Source organism: Kothea flammea (assembly GCF_052161645.1).
Taxonomy (GTDB): Bacteria; Planctomycetota; Planctomycetia; order Pirellulales; family Pirellulaceae; genus Laterigemmans.
In genome coordinates this window covers 1791903-1811572 of the sequence record NZ_CP197414.1, presented here as the reverse complement: position 1 = coordinate 1811572, position 19670 = coordinate 1791903, and the positions used below count along the sequence as shown (strand labels likewise).

17 protein-coding genes and 1 tRNA gene are annotated in these 19670 nt (G+C 54.3%); 11 read left to right on the top strand and 7 right to left on the bottom strand.

Annotated features, from left to right (window positions below):
* Window positions 1-163: 163 nt before the first annotated feature.
* A tRNA-Leu gene (locus SH139x_RS06430) sits at window positions 164-248 on the bottom strand.
* Between the two features lie 1207 nt (window positions 249-1455).
* Here SH139x_RS06430 and SH139x_RS06425 point away from each other — a divergent pair.
* The 6 genes from SH139x_RS06425 to SH139x_RS06400 all read left to right on the top strand — a co-directional run bounded on the left by SH139x_RS06425 (window position 1456) and on the right by SH139x_RS06400 (window position 7846).
* Window positions 1456-1809: an ECF-type sigma factor gene (locus tag SH139x_RS06425; RefSeq protein ID WP_488354453.1), complete on the top strand. Its 354-nt coding sequence runs from the start codon at window positions 1456-1458 to the stop codon at window positions 1807-1809.
* Entirely contained in the window at window positions 1733-1903 is a 171-nt protein-coding gene (locus tag SH139x_RS06420; protein WP_488354452.1) for an ECF-type sigma factor, read from the top strand. The genes SH139x_RS06425 and SH139x_RS06420 overlap by 77 nt, the downstream gene beginning before the upstream one ends.
* A 166-nt stretch (window positions 1904-2069) precedes the next feature.
* A complete protein-coding gene (locus SH139x_RS06415) occupies window positions 2070-3305 on the top strand; it encodes a serine/threonine protein kinase (RefSeq protein ID WP_488354451.1) in 1236 nt (411 codons plus the stop codon).
* A complete protein-coding gene (locus tag SH139x_RS06410) occupies window positions 3289-5151 on the top strand; it encodes a WD40 repeat domain-containing protein (RefSeq protein ID WP_488354450.1) in 1863 nt (620 codons plus the stop codon). Before SH139x_RS06415 ends, SH139x_RS06410 begins: the two co-directional genes overlap by 17 nt.
* The gene (locus tag SH139x_RS06405) at window positions 5144-6457 is read left to right on the top strand and encodes a WD40 repeat domain-containing protein (protein WP_488354449.1); all 1314 of its coding nucleotides are present in this window, start codon (window positions 5144-5146) and stop codon (window positions 6455-6457) included. The genes SH139x_RS06410 and SH139x_RS06405 overlap by 8 nt, the downstream gene beginning before the upstream one ends.
* Window positions 6458-7036: 579 nt before the next feature.
* A complete protein-coding gene (locus SH139x_RS06400; RefSeq protein WP_488354448.1) occupies window positions 7037-7846 on the top strand; it encodes an IS66 family transposase in 810 nt (269 codons plus the stop codon).
* A 614-nt stretch (window positions 7847-8460) separates the two neighbouring features.
* On the opposite strand, the gene SH139x_RS06395 is transcribed toward SH139x_RS06400, so the two are convergent.
* The 6 genes from SH139x_RS06395 to SH139x_RS06370 form a co-directional block, all read right to left on the bottom strand.
* A complete protein-coding gene (locus SH139x_RS06395) occupies window positions 8461-8769 on the bottom strand; it encodes a hypothetical protein (protein WP_488354447.1) in 309 nt (102 codons plus the stop codon).
* A gap of 917 nt (window positions 8770-9686) precedes the next feature.
* Complete coding sequence (locus tag SH139x_RS06390) at window positions 9687-9938, bottom strand: DUF1559 family PulG-like putative transporter (protein WP_488355974.1); 252 nt, start codon at window positions 9936-9938, stop codon at window positions 9687-9689.
* Between the two features lie 63 nt (window positions 9939-10001).
* On the bottom strand, window positions 10002-10187 hold the full coding sequence (locus SH139x_RS06385; protein ID WP_488354446.1) for a DUF1559 family PulG-like putative transporter: 186 nt from the start codon (window positions 10185-10187) through the stop codon (window positions 10002-10004).
* On the bottom strand, window positions 10171-10764 hold the full coding sequence (locus SH139x_RS06380) for a superoxide dismutase family protein (RefSeq protein ID WP_488354445.1): 594 nt from the start codon (window positions 10762-10764) through the stop codon (window positions 10171-10173). The genes SH139x_RS06385 and SH139x_RS06380 overlap by 17 nt, the downstream gene beginning before the upstream one ends.
* A gap of 187 nt (window positions 10765-10951) precedes the next feature.
* On the bottom strand, window positions 10952-14164 hold the full coding sequence (locus SH139x_RS06375) for a protein kinase domain-containing protein (RefSeq protein ID WP_488354444.1): 3213 nt from the start codon (window positions 14162-14164) through the stop codon (window positions 10952-10954).
* On the bottom strand, window positions 14161-15486 hold the full coding sequence (locus SH139x_RS06370) for an ATP-binding protein (protein WP_488354443.1): 1326 nt from the start codon (window positions 15484-15486) through the stop codon (window positions 14161-14163). Before SH139x_RS06370 ends, SH139x_RS06375 begins: the two co-directional genes overlap by 4 nt.
* A gap of 551 nt (window positions 15487-16037) precedes the next feature.
* Here SH139x_RS06370 and SH139x_RS06365 point away from each other — a divergent pair.
* From SH139x_RS06365 to SH139x_RS06345, 5 genes are all read left to right on the top strand, one after another.
* A complete protein-coding gene (locus SH139x_RS06365; protein ID WP_488354442.1) occupies window positions 16038-17162 on the top strand; it encodes an EAL domain-containing protein in 1125 nt (374 codons plus the stop codon).
* A 42-nt stretch (window positions 17163-17204) separates the two neighbouring features.
* On the top strand, window positions 17205-17642 hold the full coding sequence (locus tag SH139x_RS06360) for a hypothetical protein (RefSeq protein ID WP_488354441.1): 438 nt from the start codon (window positions 17205-17207) through the stop codon (window positions 17640-17642).
* A 13-nt stretch (window positions 17643-17655) separates the two neighbouring features.
* The gene (locus SH139x_RS06355) at window positions 17656-18084 is read left to right on the top strand and encodes a TadE family protein (RefSeq protein WP_488354440.1); all 429 of its coding nucleotides are present in this window, start codon (window positions 17656-17658) and stop codon (window positions 18082-18084) included.
* Window positions 18085-18221: 137 nt separating this feature from the next.
* Window positions 18222-19205, top strand: a complete 984-nt coding sequence (locus SH139x_RS06350) for a vWA domain-containing protein (RefSeq protein WP_488354439.1) — start codon at window positions 18222-18224, stop codon at window positions 19203-19205.
* An 8-nt stretch (window positions 19206-19213) separates the two neighbouring features.
* The gene (locus tag SH139x_RS06345; RefSeq protein WP_488354438.1) at window positions 19214-19612 is read left to right on the top strand and encodes a TadE/TadG family type IV pilus assembly protein; all 399 of its coding nucleotides are present in this window, start codon (window positions 19214-19216) and stop codon (window positions 19610-19612) included.
* Window positions 19613-19670 lie beyond the last annotated feature (58 nt).

The following is a 19670-nucleotide window of genomic DNA, read 5'->3' as shown; positions in this document are numbered from 1 at the left end:
GAATTACCACCATGCATCACGCGGTTGTATCGCTTCGGCCAGAGCCGACCTCGGCGGACTCACTCCTGGAGTGACGCAGTTTTTTAGGCTGGCATCAAACCGCGTCCTCCAGAGCATGGCGGACGATAAGAGCCCGTGTTTTACGGACTGCGATGAAGAAAAGTGGCCGGAGCGGGACTCGAACCCGCACAGGGTTTACACCCCGGGGGATTTTAAATCCCCTGCGTCTGCCATTCCGCCACCCGGCCAAGGGGGCTTTTCTTTATAAAAGAAATCTCAATTTTCATCGTCATCAGAACCCAGCGAAAGCTTTCGGGCACCAAAGGCCGCGCCCCCTGTTCGCTCGGGCATGCCGATTATATCAAGCGAACGATGGGAGGCGAGCCCAATAAAAGAAGCGTTGTCACGAAAGTATTTTGGGCTGCCTCGCAAGGGTAGATGCTTTGATTGACCAAGGTGCCCGCCGGAAACTAATAGGTCAGTTGTGCAGTTGCCGGCGATGATTGCCCGGCAAAAGCTGCTCGCTTCTGTTTTAAGTAGTTCGACGAGCCGGTTCGCGCACCCCCAAAGACGGAAGTGTTGCAAACGGCGATCAACAGCCATCGAAGCTGGTCGCGTTCATATTTGCTTAGTTTCCGCCATTCCCAAACGGCAACGTGTAAGGGATCGCTCCGAAGGCCCTGACATTCGCGGCCCTGACATTCGCGTTGTGCTTTTGGCCGGGCTTCCGCAAAGTTTCATCGTCGGAATACCTGTTAGTTGCGAATTCCTGACGAGTTCACGACCGAGACCAAAGATAAAAAGCAGCGAGCCAAAGAAGGCTCTCAGCATGGGTGGTATCAACGACGGCGAAGAACGGACGGACTTACACTAACGATAAAACCAGGGGTGGACCGCTCCCAAGACCGAACACCCGGCAGACAGCTTGAAGTCGGTACGTTTGCGAAATTTCAAAATTCACGACATCGTCGGCCGGGCAATCCGCGCTGGCGGTCGCAGCTCCTCCTCGGGCACAACCGTCTGCCGATTTGGGAACCAGCACAATTGGGAGTTTGGTTAGTTCGCTGATCCGCTTGGGTGTTTCAATCCGACTCGGATTGGCTACATTCCTTCGATACCAAAGTTGCGTCGGCAGAAGTGGCCTAAAATCTTTGCTCATCCGCAGCGGTCGGCGCAGATTTGGTCCTCCGGTGTCGGCCACCGGAGCATCTCGCCGACAGCCGGGGAGCGGCTCTGAATGCGTGCACCGGTCGATGGAGCCGGGTGAGGATACGGTGACCAGGATCTGGGAATTCATCGGCTTGCAATCGCGTGTTTCGGTGACGCTGGTGGCATCCCCTCGAATGGCCGGTAGGCGCGGGTTTGGCTATGCTAACCTCCATGTCCGATGTCACTCAAATCCTTTCGGCGTTCCAAGCTGGCGATCCGCATGCATCCTAGGAGCTACTACCGTTGGTGTACGACGAACTCCGTAGACTGCCGGCCGATCGACTCGGGCATGAGCATGCCGATCCGTCTCTGAATGCGACTAGCTCGGTGCATGAAGCCTACCTGCGCTTGGTCACCGGTCAGATTGCGGGCTGGGAGGGTAAACGCCATTTCTTTGCAGCCGCGGCCGAGGCCATGCGACGCATCTTGCTCAACCGTGCACGAGATCGGAAGCGACTGAAACGTGGGGGGGATTGCAAGCGACCGGAGCTTTCGTGCGTCACGATCGCCTTGGATACGCCTGGTGAATGGCTGCTGGAACTCGACGAAGTTTTACGCCTGTTGCACGCGGAGTTCACCGAGGCAGGCCGAACTCGTTAAACTCAGGTTCTTCGCGGGACTGAGTCTGAAGGACGCCGCAGCTTGCCTTGGAATCAGTCGGCGGCAGGGCGACCGATTGTGGGCGTTTGCCTAGGCTTGGCTGTTCCATCAGCTGCGAAAAGCCTGATTTCTCCGAGAGAAGTCGCCTCTGCTTGAAACCCTCTAAGAAAGTTTCCAAAATTACGGTGTAACTCGGCGCCACACGAGGCGTTGGTAGTAGAGCCAAATTGACGCGAGAACCCGAAACTCAGGAAATCTCCATGTCGGATCTGCAAAAACAGGCCAAAGAGATCTTCTTCCAAGCCCTCGACCACGCGGGAGACCTGGAGGATTTTCTACGCAAGGCCTGTGGCGGCAACGCAGCATTGCTGGCTCGTTTCCAAGAGCTGATTGCAGCCCACCGGAATGCAGGTTATTTCCTGACGCCGTCGAATCTGGATGAAACTAAGGAATCCGATCAACCTGCGGGACCACAACCAACAGGTGCAAATTCCAGAATGGACACCAAGCCTTCCGACAAGGTCGGTCCCTACACGTTACTCGATCAGATTGGCCAAGGCGGCATGGGGTCGGTCTGGGTGGCCAAGCAGTCCGAACCGATCAAACGCAGAGTCGCCATCAAGCTTATCAAAGCTGGCATGGATTCGGGCCAAGTCCTGGGCCGCTTCGAAGCGGAACGCCAAGCGTTGGCCATGATGGACCACCCGAACATCGCTCGCGTGTTTGATGGTGGCGTGACAGAGCAAGGAAGACCTTACTTTGCGATGGAGTACGTTAAAGGCGTACCGCTGACTGAGTACTGCGACCAGGCCAAGTTGTCGGTGCGTGAACGGCTCGAGTTATTCATTCCGATTTGCCAAGCGGTACAGCACGCGCATCAAAAAGGGATTATCCACCGGGACCTCAAGCCAACCAACATCCTGATATGTCTGTACGACGGTAAACCCGTTCCGAAAGTGATCGACTTTGGGCTGGCCAAAGCGATGCACCAATCGCTGACCGAGCAGTCGATCTATACCGCGCACGGCATGATGGTCGGCACGCCGCTCTACATGAGCCCCGAGCAAGCCGAGGTCAACAACCTCGACATTGACACGCGCACCGACATCTATGCCCTGGGCGTGATCCTGTACGAGCTACTCACTGGCACAACGCCGCTAGAGCGAGCGCAGATGAAGGACGCTGCCTACAACGAAGTGCTGCGGCTGATCAAGGAAGTCGAACCGCCCAAGCCGAGCACACGTCTAAGCGGCAGTGAGAGTCTACCGAGCGTTGCCGCCGTGCGCAGCATCGAACCTGCCCAACTCACCAAGAGTATCACCGGCGACCTGGACTGGGTGGTGATGAAGGCCCTCGAGAAGGAACGCACGCGGCGCTATGAAACCGCAAACGGTTTAGCGGAGGACATTCGCCGTCACCTCACTGATGAACCGGTCAGCGCCGGCCCACCTTCCTTCCTCTATCGAATTGAAAAGGTTCGTGAAGCGAAATCGTAGTGGTGTCTTAGCTGCGGGTGTCATTGCCACAGCACTCATGCTCGGGGTCATCGGCACTACCGGCGGAATGTTATGGGCGCTATCGGAGAGAAAAACCGCGATTGACGCCCGCGAATCCGAAAGCAAGGCCAAAGTACAAGCTGAAATGAGTGCCGCCGCAGCAATCAATGAAGCCCAACGTGCTGAAGTAGCGGAGGCGGAAACGGCGGAAACGCTGCAAGAGGTTGACCGGCAACGTAAAGCAGCCGAAGCAGCATCGACTGAAGCTCGGGAAGCGGAAGAACGTAGTCGAGTGTTGAGATACGCCACAGACATCCAATTGGCCAGCACTTTGCTAGAGAATGAAGACACTAACGCCAATCAGATTCTGTTGCGACTCGACGATTACTCGCCACACCTCAATCCTAAGATGGCAAACAAGCGGGATTTGCGCGGATTCGAGTGGTATTACCTTAGGCAAAAAGCTGAGGGGCTCGGTTCGCTTTTGTTGACCTTCGAAGAGCCGATTGTTGATGTAGCTTTCGACCCTCAAGGCTTGCTCGTCACCGTCGACCAGCGGGGTGAGATCAAGAGGTGGAATGCAGAAACACTCGACCTTCAAGCGTCGCAGAAGATTGCGTTGGTGCGCGACGCAAGTCGAGTCGTGTTGTCTCCCGACTGCGCACGTCTCGCGCTAGCGGTAAACGATGACGTCTTCATGATAGATGCCCTCAGCGGCAATCGTCATGGAGTCATTGCTGCGCAAACGAGGGCTGGGCTCCAATTTTCGTCGAATGGAGAGATGCTAGTAACGGTTGATACCGATGCTGCTTGGTGGAATTCCGAAAACTGCGAGTTCATTGGAAGCCGCGATTTCGGATTCGAAACCGAGGGGATTTTTCCAGGACACATCGATCTTTCCTCAGATGGTTTGACGTTAGCTGTCGGGGGGCAAGGTGAAATGAAAGATGATTTCTACGTTCTGCAGCTGGAGCCTGAATATAAGCAAGTGGAGCAACTACAGTTCTTCAACGCCGGAAACGGTACTAAACAACTCGTTGCACTATGCCCCGATGACCGTACTTTATGGACAAGCCTAAAGCTTGGACGCTCCGTCCATCGCTACGAAATTGAAAATGGGAACTTTCTCGGTACAGTCGGACCGTTCACGCCTTCGCCTGTTTCCGCTCTGTATTTTGGCAAGGACTCCAAAGAACTTATCGTCGGATCGCTGGATGGAACGATTCGAGTCCTATCGGAGTTCCACAATGGTGGAACGGTAACTGGAATTAGTTTACTGGGGCACACGGCAGCCATTGTTGATCTGCATGTCGACGCCAACGAAAACCGCTTGGCCAGTCTCGATGCAGATAATCAAATTCGAATCTGGGATCTGAAACGAGGTCCCGTCGCTTACCGAAACGTTAGTGCTTACGGCTACCGCACCCACGTTTCCCCTGATGGATTACTTCTTGCGGCTTCAGACAGTATTTTTTCTCGTGAGGGCACGGATGTTCTTTCGTTGCGGGATGGCTTCACGGGCGAGCCGGTTGCCCAGTTCACTCGAGCTGATCAGGAACTGTCGACGTGGAGCGTTGCATTCTCCCCGGATGGTCACTACCTCGCGGCCGGGCTTGGTGGATTCAATCCAAATCGAATACGAATCGAACTTTGGGATATCGATGGCCGCAATCTCGTTGGTGAACTCGAACTCAATGAAGTGATACCAGAGTTTATTGCGTCCAACCAAAGGGGTGGTTGTTTTGCAATGTCATTCTCACCAAATGGACGTTACCTCGTAGCCGGACTCAGCCACGCTGCTAGCAGCGTTGGAGAGAGGGGCGAGTGGCCATTGGCTGGTGTTTGATGTCACGACTCAACGCCTGATCCGTCAATTGAGTGGACATCAAAACGCGATTTCCTCCGTCGCCTTCAATCCGAAGGGAACCCGACTGTTGAGCACAAGCCAAGACGGCCGAGCGATTGTTTGGGAAGTGGATAACTGGCATCTACAGCGAACGATGCTGAATCCCGAGGTTCAAGACAGCGGTACACGTTTGCGATTTAGCGACGGACGCTTTTCGCCTGATGGTGAATTGGTCGCGGTGGCGAGCAGTGGTGGCAAGGTCTACATTCACGATACGGAAACAGGCAATCTCGTAACGGTATTAAGTGGGCATGCGAATCAGGTGAAATCACTCGCGTTTACACCTGACGGCTTGACGCTCGCCTCGGGAAGTGACGACGGCACTTTGCGTCTGTGGAACACCGCCACTTGGAGAAATGTTCTTACACTACAGCCGGAAACTCGCTTTCTCGCGCAGTCTATCAACTTTACTGAGGATGGAGGTCGTATGATCACAACCTGTGGCAACCTGGGAACTCTGATCTGGTCCGTCAAATCGCCACAGGAGCGGGCAGGCGATCTGGCCAATGAGCTATCTCTTGTGATGGATGTCGATGCTCGTTTCACGAACCGCGTTCGAATGTTGTCTGAAAATCCGCTGCTGCTGGAAAGTCTGAATATTCTTTACGCAAAGAACAATTCCAGACGTATTATCTCGGCTGCACTTGCGGCGGTTCGGGCAAATCAGGAGGCAGCTGAAGGGAACTGGCGGGGTGCCGTTAGGCAGATGGAATTATTAGACAGCATGAGAGGGACCGAACCATCAGACTGGTTACGCATCCAGGGTTTGCTGCGACTTGCCAACGCATACCTTCATGAGGATCAACCCGAGCAAGCTGCCAAACTGCTGAATGACGCGAAACGCCGTATGATCGAAGATGGAACGATAGGGCACCTAGGGCAATTGCGATTTGATCTAGAATCGATGCCCGTCACGATCAGAGGCGTACGTGTTCGCTCCCCGGCTTGGAATGCGGGGTTGCGCGTGAACGATCAGGCTCTTAAGTTTGACGAGACCGAACTGAATCCGGATACTTTGCCCAATCTGCTTGAGAAACTTCAAAGCAAGTCAGTTGCTAGGATTTTATTTACCGTGAGGCGAGAGGAGGATGAGGCACTCGTCTTCTGTGATATTCCAAAAGACAATGCCGTGGTAATCGAGCTTGAAAACGAATTGCTTGAGGAAATTGATCGGCAACTCAGCGATGCCCCGGAAGAACCCGCGTTGCTTGATTTACGCCAAGCTGTTATCGCGTTACAAAGTTGATCGACGTAATACATGAATTGGTTATTGCCCCCTAAAGGTTTCAAGACACGCGCCGTCGTGGCACGCTAGCCTCGTCAACAACCGGCGGGCGTGAATTTAGCCGGATCTTTCGACGCAAGATGAGGTCCAATTGCGCGGCCAACAAGGTGTAATTAGGAAATCGCACAATCCGTAATCCCTTGTGACTAACGGGGTAACGACTCCTCTTTCGGAGCCCCGCACAACACACTCTTGTCGGTTTTTTGCATTCGACGAAGCACTTCTTCAAACAGCTGTAAGCGGTACGAAAATCTCCTCTGGCGCGAATGGCACAAGCCTAGGCGACTCTTGAGTCACTGAGGTTGGGCCAACCGAAGGCAATTTTGAGAGGTTCTTCCTGCTTGCGATGGTGAAGCCTGACCTAGATTCGGCCTATCTCGATCCTACTCCGGTGGCCGACACCGGTGAGCGAACCCTTTGCTTGCTCCGGTCGATGAAGCCGGAGCGCGTTGCGACGCTATTTATTGACAACTGCGATCCGTCGGAGCGACACGTCCCGCTTAGCATTGAGCGGTTTATCACGCTGAAGCTCAGAGCACGGTGGAAGCTCACCTTGGAACGTTCACGGGAACATTCGTTGGTGATGCTTTCGGTGGTAACGTTCGGTTATCAGGATTGGATGCAGGTATTCAGTTCGCGGCTTGCAATACTCATGCTCGCCGTGGCTTCGTTGATGCGGAAAAAGGTGCGAGGCTGGAGTCATCCGAAGCGGCCGCGTTCTTCAGACGCCTGTATGCGATCGAAGCACGCGGGAAAAGCTTGAGCCCTGACGCCCGTCAGCAACTTCGAATGACCGAAGCGGAACGTATCTGGAAACGCTTTCGCCAGTGGCTTGATGGAATACCGCCGGACAAGCGATTGCCGAAGAGTCTGCTTGACAAAGCGATTACTTACATGAACAACCACTGGGGAGCATTAACACTTTATCTAACCAACGGTCGAATACCAATCGACAACTCACAAAGCGAACGAATGCTTTGTCCGCTGACGATCGGTCGTAAGAACTGGTTGTTTTTGGGTCATCCCCAGGCGGCCGAGAGTCGTATGCGATTGTTTAGTATTATTAGTACCGCGGATCGGCATCACTTGATGCTGGATCAGTACTTGGAGTACGTGCTGCGCGAACTCTCGTGGGCGGATCAAAACGCGAAGCACGAACTGGATTTAGGATCGGACCGGCTCCTGAGGTGCTTGCCGGATCGCTGGGCAGAGTCCAACGCGGACAAAGTCCGTCAGTTCCGTCGCGAAGAGAACGCAGATCGGAGCGAAAAAACTCGCTACACCCAAGCCCGCCGCCGCATCGAACAGCGACAGCGCGAAAAAGAAAAAAACGCCCAAACTCCAACATGACCCTGCCGGGCGCTTATCGGCTGGAAAGAGGACCGCGCCAATTCAGCTCGCTTTTCCCTTGATTTCCGTACAATTGTTGTTGCCAGTGGTATCACTGGGGAATTCTCGGGCAAACAACAACTTGATCCATCACGTCTTTGTCAGGTCACCTCGGCGCAAACTCAGAACAGCTGCCACGACATTGGTTGCCGCTGGAACTCCAACGAACAACGGCGCGGCTATCGTGAGCGGACCGCGAATCGTCCCGTCGAAGAAAAGCATTCCAATCCGTACGGCAAGTGCGGCGTTCAGAAGTATCGATGTCGAACACAAGAGATGGTGGATCGGCCACCGCGGCTTGACCAATAAGCAGATCGCACCGAGCATTCCACACGCGGTCAGGTGCAGACCCGCAAGCAGAAAGAAATCAGACGCATCCGAAGTGATCATGCTTAGGCCAGAGACGGCCAAGCCAAGTAGCACCAATACGACGCTGCTGAGAACGGCAAAGCGCAAGTGTGCTGAAAGAGAAGGACGACGTGCGCGAGAAGAAGGCGCGTTCGAGGCTTGGTATGGGTTTTGAGACATACTTTTTTCACTCACTGCGCGGACAGCGGGGAGACTGCATGGCGGAATCAGCTACGAAGTGCATCGTGTGGTGGCGTTCGCTTCTTATTCTTGCAATACACAACGAGCAGCGCTAATGTGGCTCCGTGCAAGCAACTATTGGCGATCGCGACAAACGGCATTGTGAATGCGAACGGCGGGAATTCGAATACGTAGGTAACGACCAGGCTGGGAACATTCAGAAGCAACGTGAGCACTTCGGCAAAACGTTCCATCGGAGTCAATTTGGTAGGCTCCATCACCCAGAAGCCACCGGAAAGATTGCTGACGCTCCACCAATTTAGCAGTCCGTGGGCAATCGTAAGTATGATTGCCACGAACCGCCAACTCGTGGTCGTCGAACGCGACTTGGCGAGCAATGAGGAACTCTGTATTGGGGATGCGTATGGGTCTTGATGGATCATGACGCGTTCAATCTGCCTGATTCATTTCCCTCGCAATCCAATAAGCTTCGAGGAAAGCCAAGTGTCGAGATGCCCTAATAAACTGTTCAAATATCTACTTTAGCCTGCAGGCTGTTGGCCCGCAATCGCCTTCGGAAGCGCCGGATACACCTCGCCCCCTTGCGAGTCGACGGCGTTGATCAAAGTCCGTTGACACTCCCATAAGACGGGCCATGTTCACGGCGTTGATGATGCTGTCCACAATCCTGCCGGTGTCGAACTGTGGGGCGGCCCGATCCCGCAAGCTGTGTCGATCCATAGCCAGAGCTTGTTCGTGGAGCGACGGCATTTCTCTCAGCGGTGCGTTTCGCCGCCGGCAGCTTTAGCCAGATTGATTCGCGCAAGGGTTGCACTGACTTCTTGCGCGACGGAACGGTTTTCAACGAAACAAGTGCTTATCACCGACCGCAGCTGCAAAGAGCCATTTCCGTGATCACATTGACAACACTAGGTTTCCGACGCGGGTCGCCGAAAATACCCCAGGGCGAACCGTCCTGTGCACCGAAAGTGGATTCCCGAATCGCTGCACCAGTGGCCGACTTCGACGAGGGCTGTAACCTTCAAGGCGTCTGTGTTCGGCTCCAAACGCTACCGATGTGGATTTAGCCGTGATGTTCACGATTTCGGCCGATGCAACCTGCCGTAAAAACGAGTGAGCTCAGCATTAGACCAGATACGAAGTTCTTCACCTTCTCCTTTCCTTCAAGGAGTTGCGAATATTTCATCCAGGCAGACCGGATGCAAACCTACAGACATTTGTTGGCTGGATTGTGTAGGAGAGCCAAGGCTGTTTAATAGCTATCAATGACCTCACCGTTGCTGCGAGTACAGAACACTCCAATAACTTCGAGCGAAAGCGACTGACTTAGGAAACGCGCCGAACCATTAACGAAACCGACATTGGCACCGCCTGGATGACCACTTGCGATCTCATCACGGCTACCCATAACGTTGTTTATGGAGCCGTCGTCATGGCCAATACAATTGAGACCCGAGGCCCAAAATCCATGGGATCGCTCGCCGAGAGCGACCGCTTTCGCGATCGCTAAAGTTGACTTGTGCCATCTGTAATTTCGGACAGGCTAATTCCACGTAGCTGCACTGGCTCAGGAAACAGGACTCCGTTCCTGCCCATGTTCGAATTGGCGGCACAGGTTTCCTTGTTCAAGGAACGGGAGAATGCGACTGCACCTCGAATAAAGAGTTTGTGGCTCAGCACCAGCTGGCAGACATTTAAAAGTTGACTCAAAGGCAAGCAAACCAAGGCTTTGCTGCTTACTTATCAGCAGCACCTTTCGGCTTAAAGCCTGGATTGCCAACCCCAATCACGCCGACAGCGACTCGCGGACCGGCCGCCCCCGATGGCTGACTCTTTAAGTCGTCCTTGCCAGCGTGGACCACGAAGCTGCGACCAAGCACGAAGTGCAGGGCGGTGCCTTTGGAGACAACGTTCACCGTGGCAACTCCATCGGCATCCGCCGTAACATTGCCCAGATCGCCGACATGACTCTCTTCGCCCGGAGCACCGTGATCGTGGCCGAAGGGATCAAAGTGGCCGCCCGCAGCGGAACCATCACTTGATCGTAAATCGCCATACTCGTGAATATGAAAACCGTGTTCACCAGGAGTCAAGTTGCGAATCTTGCCGGTGATCTTCAAATCGTCACCTTGCTGGACCAATCGCAGGATGCCGCGTGTCTTGTTACCAGCGGTGGGGACCAAAACGGCAAGCCCCAGCTTTGGCAATTCCACTGTGTGCCCGTGCCCGTGATCACCGTGCGCGTCATGCTCAGCTGCTTGCTGAGCAGTTGCCGTCATTGGCAGGGCAAGCAGGGCGGAATAAACCATCGTGGTCAAAAGTCTTCGCATGAATTCAATCTCCTGTGCTGTGGAACAAATAAGTTGGGCCTAGCAAAACGTTGCCAACACAAATCGCAACAATCGCTACCCTTGGTAACTATAGCGGATTCAGCGACGTCCGTGATGCATAATATTAAAGCGGAAACGAAAATCTTTAGCCGCCAACGGAAGCCCGCTGTGATTTTCAATTCGATTCTTACTGTAAGTCCGAGGAGCTCCAAGAAATATCACAACGTGTTTTCAGCTTGCCAACAATTTTGGGGTCGCTTCCCAAGTACATTTGGTACCGCTGCAAAAGTGATGCCACTGGGATCCGCTGTGCTTCGTGAACCAACACGGGAGCCACTCCCGGCAGCAGCACCACGGAAAGTGGTCGCCCCAATGCTTGACTGAGCGGCTGCAGATAACGCTGCCGTTCCTCCTCGTCACCGACAATCAGAACCAACCGCTGGCGCCCCCCGCAGGCCAACATGGCGGGTCGAATTGCTTCTAACAATCGCCGAGACTCCTCGACAATCGCCTCGCTTCCTTCCTCTCCAAGTTTCTTCTGCGTCTCTTCCGCGGAAGCCCGCACGGCCTCTTCAACCAGCATTTCCAAACCTGCCAACACGGTCTGTTGAACATCACTGGCGGTTGCCGCATAGGGTGTTTCCAAGTCGTCAACCGCTAACACGTCCGCTGCCAATGATTGCCGCGCGGTCGTTTCCAATTGCTCGCGGTAATCCTTTAAATCATCGAAGCGTTTCCAAACTTCATGAATCGCTCCGCCGCGAGCCGATTGGCCGTTGGCGATCAACTTGGCGGCTGCCTGCAGCGTTTGCCGGCGGAGTTTTACCGCTACGATCAAGGCCTCAATCGCAGGCGGGATCTGGCTCAAACGAATCGCCAGTTTTTGATCCACGGCAGCTTGTAAACGCAGTTCGAGGTAGCGAATAACCGGGCCTGGTTCGGCGACACTTCCCAACATCTCTTTTTGAGAATGCACCCCCGCATTGGCAAGCAGGGCAGCGTGAACTTCCTGCGCCTCTTGCTGCCGCCTGGGCGCCGACAATTGATATCGCTGGGCTGCCGAAATAACCGTCTCACTCAGTTGTTTAAGGATATCGACTGTGGCTTCCAAATCAACTTCACCACTTCGCAGCAATCCCGCCAATGCTTGCCTGACGTTGACCAACATTGCTTGCACGTTGCGGGCAACATCTTCCTCACTCTCGGACCAGCGAAAGTTGGTTTGTTCCAGCAGGCAATCGAGGTTGCCTGTCGCCTGTGACTTACCCCACGCTTTCTTGGAACCAAACACTTGAGGGTCGGCCTTGCTTACCAACTCTAACAATAATTGCGCGCGTTCAGCTTCCAAGGCGCTCAGTGGTCCCCAAGCGGCCTGTTGCAGTACGGGCAGATCCAACTTCGCTTCCCGCACCAGTTCTTCAGTAACCTGATCGATCTGCTGCTTTGACTCGCCCGGTTTTCCGCTCCACTGCCTGACCACCGTCCAAGCCAAGCTTCGCAGTAGTTTCTTTTGTTCGGCTCGCAACGAACTGTCTAACGGACAAATTCCAAAAGAGCGAACGGCTGGTTCCAATAAGTCAACCGATCCCGGTTCTGAGGAGGATTGTTTCCTCGCGACGGCCAAAACAGATCCCGCCTGCGTGCTGTCAGCCCAAATGTAGTTGCCGATCGACTCGACCAGCTGGCCACGTCCCTGCTCGCCATCGGCTCGAGCCACAACGTAGGCGTCCACCAAGGGAGAACGCGCGGCGGGTACGCTCGGCCAGCCCGCCCCAGCGTCTCCGGGATAGCAATTACCAGGTTTGAGATAATGCTGCAGCTCAGCCAAAGCGGCATAGGTATCCGCGGTCAGTAACTGCTGTTTGCCAGAGCCTCGCAGCGGTGGCGCAGCCAACACGGGAATCAACTCCGCCTCGGCTAAACCAGCCTGATCCAGCAGGTGCCGGAGCAAATAGGCAACGTCCCACACCATCCCGCCGCCAGTTCCTCCATCCAATGAAGTAACCAAATAGATATGCGGAACCTGCTGCCCACATGACTCGAGCACCTTGCCGACTACGTTCGCCAAACGATCAGCGATCATGCGTCCGTGATCCACCATGGCCAATCGCCCCAGCGGACGCAAACCTTCCGTGGCCCCGGTGCGAGGGACATTGTAGACCCAACGCCGGCTGATCGTCGCTAGTCGATTCGTGCCAGCTTGACGATATTCATGGGATGACTTTAGGGGCGTATGAATGGCCAGATTGGAAACCAAACGGCCGTTGGTCTCAGCGAGCTGGGCAACCCCCACCGTCTCCACGTCAGTGTCGATTAACACCGTGTGTAAAGCTGGTGACTGATCTTCCTCAGCCCCGCCAGCTTTGGCTCTCAAATATTGCAGGCACTCGGCACCTATCCCACCCAAACCGACAACCAGAGCATGTCCTACAGCTCGGCTAGAGAATTGGCTAATGTCAGCGGATAAGTCACCCAAATCTTGAACTTCACCGCTGGTCAAAATAGTGCCCGAAACACTTGTAGAGACGCTGGGGCTAGTCTCAGCTGGGCGGCCAAAGACCCTCACCGACGTCGCATTTCCGCCAGAAGCTTGTCGTAAAGCCTCTACAAACTCCATACAACTTCCGAACCGACGTTCAGCGTTCTTTTCTAAAGCTCGCGCCACCACTGGCCGATCGGTCGGCGGCAGCGGCTCGAGGTTCGGTGAGCTGTGTACGTGCTGAGTAGCCAATTGAGCGATGGTCCGACCGCTAAACGGCCGCACCCCGGTCAATAACTCCTGATACATTATCGCTAAACTATATTGATCACTAGTCGCGCTGGGACGCCCGTCAAACACTTCGGGGGCCGCATAAATGGGAGTTAATCCACCGACCACGGAATGTTCCACTTCGCGCAAGTCTTTCAACAATCCAAAGTCGGCCACTTTCACGTGCCCACCGACCAACAGCAAGTTGGCTGGTTTTACGTCCAGATGCTGCAAACGAAACGCGGCACTCAAATAATCGAGGCCGTCAGCGGCGTCATTCATATAAACGAGCAGCGACTTGCGAGGTATCCCACACGATCCCCGCTCAATATGCTGTTGATAGATTTCTTCCAAAGAGCCATCCGCCAATTCGGTGACGATCACCAACTGGCTGTCAACGACTTCAAAGCGTTCAAGCGTCAACAAAAAGGGATGGTTCACTCCGCGGATTCGCTCCAACGACTTGAGCTCCCGGTTGGCCCGTTTCTCTTCCATGGTCCCAAAGACCAGCTTGACCGCCTTTTCCAGACCGCCAGGCGCGGAGGCCAGCCAAACTTCGCCAAAACCACCGCTGCCCAACAATCGCTTGAGGACATATCCAGGAATCGGCTCGTAACCGGCGGAAACTTTCGACTGCGTAATCGTGCTCATGACAACTCACTAAAGTAACTACGCCAAGCTTGATCCAATAACTCAGCCCGCAACTGAGGCCGCACCTTACGATACGCGCAGGCGTTTTTGACTTGCTTCAATAAATCTCTAGGGTGACAACGTCGCAGCGCTCGGTTTGCGTTGCGGTACTTACTCAATAAATAATTCGCCGCCTCTTCCTCAGGTGCAAAGCCCATCGACTCAGCCACGCTGTTTACCAACTGAACAAACTCAGCCTCGCTCGGGTCATCGACAAATATCTTATAAGGAACACGCCGCAGAAAGGCTTCATCGACCAGCGAATCGGGATCGAGGTTTGTCGAAAAGATAATCATCTGCTCGAAGGGAACCTGAATTTTCTTGCCAGTGGGCAAGGTTAAAAAGTCGCAACGATTCTCCAAAGGAACAATCCAACGATTCAACAACTCAGCCGGTTCAATTCGCTGACGTCCAAAGTCGTCAATTAACAGACAACCGCAATTACTTTTCATCTGCAACGGTGCCTCACACACGTTGCTGCGCATGTCATGACGAACCTCAAGATTATCCATCACCAACTCACCCCCAACGATCACGGTGGGGCGACGGATCCGTAACCAGCGTCGATCAAACTCTTGCGTACTGAGAAACTCATCGCTATCAGCCGGCACGGGAGCGGCGTGGTGAAAAGCATCATCTTGCAGTTTGATCAAGTTGCCGTCGTCGAGGATCGCGTGTGGAATCCAAATTTCCTGTCCCAAGCAGGCGGTCAGGCAGCGAGCAATCGTTGTCTTGCCATTGCCCGGAGGGCCAAACAGAAACATTCCCGCGTTGCTGTTAATCGCCGGCCCCAATTGGTCCAACAATTCAGCCTGATAGGAAATACTCCGCAGAGAGCTCGCCAATTGGTCGCGGTCGATCGGCTCCAACCCGGCAGCCTGGGCCTCCACACTCAATACGTAGTCGTTCAGCGTTACCGGGGCAGGGCCCACATACGAGCATTGTTGAGCGAACAATTGAGCCCGCTGCTGGCCGCTGTCGGTTAAGGAATAGTAGTAGTCATTGAATGGAGCTGGCCTGACGTGCGTAATCAACTTGCGAGTTCGCAGCGATTCAAGCAACGACTCCAATACGCGGAAAGGCAACCCAGTCCGTTCTGAAATGGCCCGGCCATGCAAAGTTCCCACGCTTGATATCGTTTTTACCACCAGCTGTTCGACAAAGGTCTCACTTAACCCGGTCTCGCTGAGAGACTGCGGTTCAATCGGCCAAAACGTATCATCGGACAATAAGCCATTCAGATAGCTTGACTCGACCGTGCGTGTTTCCAGGGCAAATGACATGGTGTTTCTGCGAATCTACGTATAAATCTTGACAACTTATCGATGCGACCGTCGCTCTCTGCTCAACGGACCTCAAAACATAGCTCGCTCTCATGCAGACGAGACAAAAAGCGAATCGCATCGCGGAAATCGTAGTGGCAAGGGCAGATAATCAGATTATTCCGCAAAATCGCACCCCACCGCAGAATGAGTGCGATGCAGCTTCATGTGGCCAATTCATCTGCCTGTCGTAACCAGCCCGCCGACCCGCATACCATCGCGCCGAGTTTATTCGCGCAAAACTAAAGTGTGCGCGGAACGCGACTACTCAACCGCTGCATTATCCCCGCCTGCTCAAACAGCCCGGTGACGCAGCATGCGCTACTGCAAAATCACCGCTGTTTCAGTAAGTTTCATAAAAGTTTCCGATTCTCTGTCGCCACCGCTTGCTTTTGCGTCCTAGAATTTTTTGGCCATCTATGTAGTGCCGTATTCCAGCGCTAATGCTTGAGGACGGGCCAACACGGGTGGTTCATTGGCCGGACCGAACATTCCACCACAGCTTTCCAGCAATGCTCCCAGAAGTCCACCTCATACCGCCGGCAACCCCCGACCGCTACATTGCGGTCAAGGGTGACGTATGGTTTCTCTCGGGAGCCACGCGTCCAGGCGAGGACATTCGGCACATCCCGATCGACGAGGAGCCATTCCTAATCGGGCGACGTGCGGGGGTCTCACTGTCGCTTCAGTACCGGACCGTCAGCGGCACCCATGCCAGCCTCGAAGTCATCGAGGGTGAGTTGGTTCTGAAAGATTTGGGTAGCACCAACGGCACATACGTAAACGGGGAAAAACTACACGAGCAGGCTATCCGTGTCGTCGAGGAAGACTTGATCCACTTTGCCGAGGCGCCAATTCGAGTACGACGGCAATCACCAAATTCTGAATACAACGGCACCATTGAAGAAAACGTCTGTGACCAAGCCTTGGCACTGGTCCAATTCGATCGTTTGATGAGCCAGAGGCTTGTGGTGCCCCACTTTCAACCTTTGGTAAAGCTCTCAACCCATGAGCAAATCGGTTACGAAGTGCTTGGGCGTGGGCGAGTTTTTGGTTTGGAAAGTGTGGGAGCAATGTTCCAGGCAGCAGAGCAACTCAGTCTCGAAGTGGAGCTTAGCAGGTTGCTACGTTGGGAAGGCATCCGCGTGGGCCGTGAGATCGGTCACGGCTGCCGACTGTTCATCAACACACATCCCAAAGAAATGGTTGGCCCCGGACTCGTTTCATCACTAGCAAAACTACGAGAACTGGCTGGTCCACAGCAAATGGTGCTGGAAATTCATGAAGCCGCGGTTACTAACCCCAGCATGATGCAGGAGCTTTGCTCCCGCCTCAAAGATTTGGATATCGAATTGGCGTATGACGATTTCGGCGCCGGGCAAGCCCGCTTGGCGGAGCTGATTGAGGCACGACCTGACTACGTCAAATTCGACATTTCTTTGATTCGACAAATTGACAAAGCCGACGCCCACCGGGTGAAGATGATTGAAACACTAGTTCGCATGGTTCGTGATCTCGATATCGTCGCTTTAGCGGAAGGCATCGAGACTGAAGCGGAAGCACAAGCCTGTCATCAGCTAGGTTTTGATCTTGCTCAAGGGTTTTATTTCGGTCGCCCCGCACCAGCGAGTTTATGATCCAATGCCCCCAGTTCTCGCAATCACAAGGAAGCCTAGGCAATGACTTTCAGCAAACATAGACGCCAGCAAATTCTCACCGACGACGAAGTGCAAGGAGGGCTGTTTCGCAAGCTCTGTGGTCAATGGTTATTGCTGTTGTTAGCAAACGGCATCGGCCTGACCCTTTGGCTGCGACTGTTCGAAATGCCAGACATGGGTTGGGCAATCATCGCGGAAGAGGGCTTCCATCGCTACATTCCAGTGATTGTGATGTCAACAATCCTGTTACCAGCGTTCATGTGGGATATCAACCGCACAACCCACCGTTTCGCTGGCCCCATTGGGCGATTACGCAAAGCCCTGTCGGATGCGGCGGGCGGAAAACAAGTTGCCCCGTTGAGTTTCCGCAGTAATGATTATTGGTCTGCAATCGCAACTGATTTCAACCGATTGGTCTCGCGAAAACCGCATGAAGATCAACAACAGTCCTCGTCTTGAACCTCGGTGCGGAATGCCAGCAATATCACAACTGAATCATCGACCGCGGCGAAGAAGAATCGCTCGACGGCGAGCAGCCGCAACGGTTGAGTTCGCCATCTGCATGCCGATGATCGTGCTGCTTGTTTTCGGAGCGGTCGAGGCGACCAGCATGATCTTCCTGAAACAGTCGTTACAAACAGCGGCCTACGAGGCCTCGCGACAATCCATTGTTTCAACGACCACAGACGCCCAAGTGCAGAGCCGCGCCGCCAACATCCTCAACGCGCGGCGAGTGCGCAACTTTCAAATCACTTTTCCTCGTGGGGCGCCCTCAAGCCTGGTCAGAGGAGACCTTGTTTCCGTACGGGTCGAAGCCCCCTCAGGGATCAACAGTCCGTTAGTTGGTCGTTTCCTTCGCAGTCGTGATTTGGCCGTAGAAACGGTAATGATGAAAGAATGATTATGATACCAATGCACCTTGGACGATGCCCTTTCCCCGAAGGCCCGCTGCATCAAGGCCGCGGACTCCAGCGGCACGCGATAAATAGGCGCTGGAATATAAGCCTTCGGCGAGGTGCAAACCGGCGGCAGGGCGCAATGCTGGTCTTCATTGTGATGTTGATGGCGGGCTTTATCGCCGCTGCGGCGCTCATGATCGGCGTGGCTCAGATGCAACTGGCCCGCACCGAATTAAGAACCGCTACGGACGCCGCGGCGAAAGCTGCAGCCCAACAACTGTCGCTGTCGCAAGATCGCGGCGAAGCAATCGCAGTGGCACGTCGCGTTGCCGCAGAGAATCTGGTGAATAATGAACCGCTCCTGCTGGCGAATGGGGACCTGGAGTTCGGACGCTCACTGCAAGATGCGTCGGGAACTTTCGTCTTTCGCATCAACCAAACACCGATTAACAGCGTCCGAGTTGTCGGACGCCGCACAGCCGGGTCACCGTCTGGAGCGATCCCGTTTTTCATGGGTGATCTACTAACTTCCGGCAGCTTCGAACCAGTTCAGTCCGCGATCGCAACTTACATCGAGCGTGATGTGGTGTTGGTGATTGACCGCAGTGGATCGATGCAGGGACGCAAGTTTCGCGACCTTACCAGTGCCATTAATATTTTCACGCAAACCTTGCGGGAAACCCCCGTGGAAGAAAGAGTGGGCTTGGCTTCCTACTCAACCAATTCACGTCGCGATGTGGGTCTTACCACGAATCTAAGCCAAATCGATGGAGCGGTGCAGGGAATGTCCGTCGGGGGCTTGACCAGCATTTCAGCCGGCATGATGGATGGTCGCACAATCATGCAGAATTCACGCTCCGCAGAATTTGTGGAACGGACCATGATTGTCATGACAGATGGCCTGCATAACCGCGGCCCCGAACCGCGCGGAATCGCCCGGCAACTAGCCGGTGAGGGTGTGGTCATCCACACGATCACCTTTGGTAATACCGCAGATAGAAATCGGATGCAAGAAATTGCCGCCATTGGCAGAGGACGTTTTTTCCATGCCGTCAACGGCAACCAGTTGAGACAGATTTATCGTGAGATTGCTCTCACGCTAAGCACCATCATCACCGAGTAAACACGATTATGCGTCCGCGCCGAAATCAAAGACAAGGCATTGTATCGACTGAGTTTGCGATCACGTTGCCGCTCGTCTTGCTGTTCTTCTTCGCAGCATTCGAAGTCTGCCGCTTTTCAATGCTGGTGCACACAGTGGATAACGCCGTCTACGAGGGTGCCCGACGAGGCATCATTCCCGGCGCCACCGCGGCAACGTGCCGAGCCGAGGCTCAACAAATTCTTGCCACCCTCGGCGTGCGGGCAGCAAACATTGTCGTTACACCGCAAACCCTCGATGCCCAAACTCCCGAAGTCACCGTCAACATTACGGTGCCTTTTGCGGAGAACAGTTTTGCACCGGTGCGATTCTTTTCCGGCGCGTCGGTGAACCGAACGCTGACGATGAGTCGTGAAGTTAGCCGATAAAGCCGAACCACGCGCCCCGGCGACCGGCGGGGCCAAGTAATCGCTGGCTGAGCCCGAT

Bases quoted from the DNA above. Each gene is read 5' to 3' on its own strand.
- SH139x_RS06415 (WP_488354451.1), top strand. From the start codon at position 2,070: ATGTCGGATCTGCAAAAACAGGCCAAAGAGATCTTCTTCCAAGCCCTC.
- SH139x_RS06380 (WP_488354445.1), bottom strand. From the start codon at position 10,764: ATGCGAAGACTTTTGACCACGATGGTTTATTCCGCCCTGCTTGCCCTG.
- SH139x_RS06375 (WP_488354444.1), bottom strand. From the start codon at position 14,164: ATGAGCACGATTACGCAGTCGAAAGTTTCCGCCGGTTACGAGCCGATT.
- SH139x_RS06370 (WP_488354443.1), bottom strand. From the start codon at position 15,486: ATGTCATTTGCCCTGGAAACACGCACGGTCGAGTCAAGCTATCTGAAT.
- SH139x_RS06365 (WP_488354442.1), top strand. From the start codon at position 16,038: ATGCTCCCAGAAGTCCACCTCATACCGCCGGCAACCCCCGACCGCTAC.
- SH139x_RS06360 (WP_488354441.1), top strand. From the start codon at position 17,205: ATGACTTTCAGCAAACATAGACGCCAGCAAATTCTCACCGACGACGAA.
- SH139x_RS06355 (WP_488354440.1), top strand. From the start codon at position 17,656: ATGCCAGCAATATCACAACTGAATCATCGACCGCGGCGAAGAAGAATC.
- SH139x_RS06350 (WP_488354439.1), top strand. From the start codon at position 18,222: ATGCTGGTCTTCATTGTGATGTTGATGGCGGGCTTTATCGCCGCTGCG.
- SH139x_RS06345 (WP_488354438.1), top strand. From the start codon at position 19,214: ATGCGTCCGCGCCGAAATCAAAGACAAGGCATTGTATCGACTGAGTTT.